We start from the raw sequence: 2,651 nt of genomic DNA on the forward strand, positions 1-2,651 counted from the left end.
CCAGCGCCGCCGCCCAGAGCCTGATCGAGCAGCTGCGCCCGCGCACCCGCGGCATCCGCACCCCCGGCGCCGACGCCTCCGCCGAGGCGCCGCCCTTGGCCGAGCTGCCACCCGTCACCGCCGCGCCCTCGGCGCCGCCGCCGCTGCCGGTCACCCCGGGCGCCAGCCTGGCGAGCCAGGCGGTGCGCGAGACCGCGCCCGGGCCGCTGCCCTCCGCCGGCGGCCCGCCGGCCATGCTGGGCAAGGTCGCGGCGGGCCCGACGGTCGCCGCCGCCGCGCCGCCGCCGGTGCGGCTGACCACGGCGCCGGCCGATGTGCCGGCGGCCTCGATCACCGTGCACTTCGCCACCGGCTCGGCCGAGCTGTCGCGCGAGGCGATCCGCGCTTTGGCGCCCCTGGGCGAGGCGCTGAACAGCAAGACCCTGCGCCCCTTCCGCTTCCGCATCGAGGGGCATACCGACACGGTGGGCTCGGCGGCGATGAACCTGGCCCTGTCCGGCCGCCGCGCCATGGCAGTGCGGGAGCTGCTGGTGCGCTACTACGGCGTCGATCCGGCGCGGCTGGAGGCGGTGGGCTTCGGCGACAGCCAGCTGCTGGTGCCGACCGGCGCCGAGGTGCCCGAGGTCGCCAATCGCCGTGTCCAGGTGCTGAACCTGGGCGGCTGACCCTGCGCCTGTGAAGCTCGGCCGACGCCCGGCCGAGGCGGCGGATGACACCATCCGCCTGCCGCCGGGCATGGACTTCTTGACGATGCGCCGCCGCCGTCGCCGCAACAGCGCGCTGGGCTGGGCGGGCGCGACCGTGGCCTTGGCCGCGGTGCTGGGCGCCGTGGTCTATGTCGCGGCCCCGCATCTCGGCCTGCAGCCCGCCCCGGCCGGTCCGCGGGCCGTTCCGCTGGCGGCCGCGCCGCCGCCCGCCGCCGTCGCCGACGCGCCCCGCCCGGCCGAGCCGCCGCCGCCTGTGCTGCGCCTGCCGCTGGACCATGCGCCGCCGCCGCGCGCGCCCGGACCCCCGCGCGCCGCGCCGCCGCTGCTGCGCGAGGCCGAGATCGCCGCGCATCGCCCGCAGCGCCCGACCCTGCTCAGGCTGGTCGAGAATCCGCGCATCTTCGTGCTCGACTTTCCCGACCTGGCCAGCCAGGGCACCGCGCTGAACCGCATCGCCGCGCTGGTGGAAAAGGCCGCGACGCCGCGCGACCGGGTGCTGACCGAGGCCGAGCTCGCCGCCGTGCTGGCCCGCAGCGGCGAGCGGGCGGAGACCTTCTACTATGGCCACGACTATCGCGGCTCGGATCTGGCGCGCTTCTTCGCTTTGGCCGCGCGCGACCGCATCGCCCTGAACGCCTCAGAGAACTGGGTGGCCGAGCAGCTGGCCGCGGCGCGCCACGCCGAGCCTTCCGGGGAGATCGCGGTGATCTCCATCGTCGCCCCCGGCGGCGAGGTGGACGAGGCCGCGCGCCGCACCACCCTGCGGCACGAGATCGGCCATGGCCACGACTTCACGCTGCCCTTCTACGCGGCGCATGTCCGCCGCGTCTGGGGCGAGCGGCTGGCCGACAGCGAGCGCGCCGGCTTCCGTGCCTTCCTGGCGCGCGAGGGCTACGACACCCGCAATGCCGATCTGATGGCGGGCGAGATGCAGGCTTATCTGCTCTTCACCCCCGATGCGCGCTTCTTCAATCCGCGCCTGGCCAACCTCACCGAGGCCCAGGCCGACAACCTGCGCGCCATGCTGCTGGAAGGCGGCACCTTCCAGGGCCTGCCGCTCGACCCCGCCGACCGGTAGGGGGTGTTTCTGCAGCGGGCGACTCACGCCCTCGGCGATGCCGCCGCGGGCCATCGCATGCTCAGGGCCGCGGCGCCACAGCCACCACCTGCGGCCGGATCGCCGCCCAGCCGCCGCCGCGCCGCAGCATGTCCAGCGCCGCGCGGGCGCGTGGCAGCCATTCGTCGAGCGTCTGCACCGTGGGCTGCGTCGCCGGGAACAGCGGCCGGTCGCTGGCGATCACCAGCAGCAGGTCGGTGCCGAAGGGTTCTTCCACGGTCCAGCCGGGGAAGCCTGGCGCGGGGTCGCCCTTGCGCAGTCGCGCTGCCGCCACCTGCGCCTCAACCGGGCTGAGCTGCACCACCTGCCCGTCATTGGTGACATAGAGCAGCTCCAGCATCGCCGGCCGCGGCGGCATGGTGATCTCCATCCGCAGCAGCTCGCCGCGCAGCAGCGGCTGGTGGCCGTCGAGCCGCAGCTGCGGCCCGGATTCCGGCGGCGCCAGCACCGGGCGCAGCACCTCGGCCAGGCCGCAATAGGGGCCGCGGTAATCCTGCAGCGCCAGCGACACGCTGTTCGGCGCGATGCCGGCGCGGTCCAGCTGGCGGCGGATCGCCTCGGCCGTGCCGCGTGGCGCCGGGCCCTGCAGGATGGCGCCGTCGGCATGGATCTCGGGCGAGAGCAGGGCGCAGCTCTGCTCCTGCAGCACCGTCTGCAGCACCGCCCGCAGCCGCGCCGGATCGGGGGCTTGCGGCGTCGGCGGCGGGGCTGCCGGCGGCGGCGCTTCCGGCGGGGTCGCCGGCGCGGCCTCGGGCGGCGTGGCGGGGCCGGGCGTCGCCGGCGGTGCCGGCGGGCTTTCGGGCGGCGCGGTGGGCGTCGTGCGCTCC

The 2,651-nt window shown here is 76.5% G+C and carries 3 protein-coding genes; 2 read left to right on the forward strand and 1 reads right to left on the reverse strand.

The window, feature by feature from the left end; all coding sequences use genetic code 11:
- Both BKE38_RS28890 and BKE38_RS28895 read left to right on the forward strand, forming a co-directional pair.
- Nucleotides 1-665: OmpA family protein (locus tag BKE38_RS28890; RefSeq protein WP_076960567.1), on the forward strand; the 665-nt coding region annotated here is incomplete at its 5' end.
- A 10-nt stretch (nt 666-675) separates the two neighbouring features.
- Nucleotides 676-1,785 (forward strand): hypothetical protein, encoded by a 1,110-nt coding sequence (locus tag BKE38_RS28895; protein ID WP_076960568.1) that lies wholly within the window; start codon nt 676-678, stop codon nt 1,783-1,785.
- A gap of 61 nt (nt 1,786-1,846) precedes the next feature.
- On the opposite strand, the gene BKE38_RS28900 is transcribed toward BKE38_RS28895, so the two are convergent.
- On the reverse strand, nt 1,847-2,651 hold an 805-nt coding region (locus tag BKE38_RS28900), incomplete at its 5' end, for a DUF4384 domain-containing protein (protein ID WP_165694318.1).

The sequence above is a fragment of the Teichococcus deserti genome (genome assembly GCF_001982615.1).
GTDB classification, from domain to species: domain Bacteria; phylum Pseudomonadota; class Alphaproteobacteria; order Acetobacterales; family Acetobacteraceae; genus Pseudoroseomonas; species Pseudoroseomonas deserti.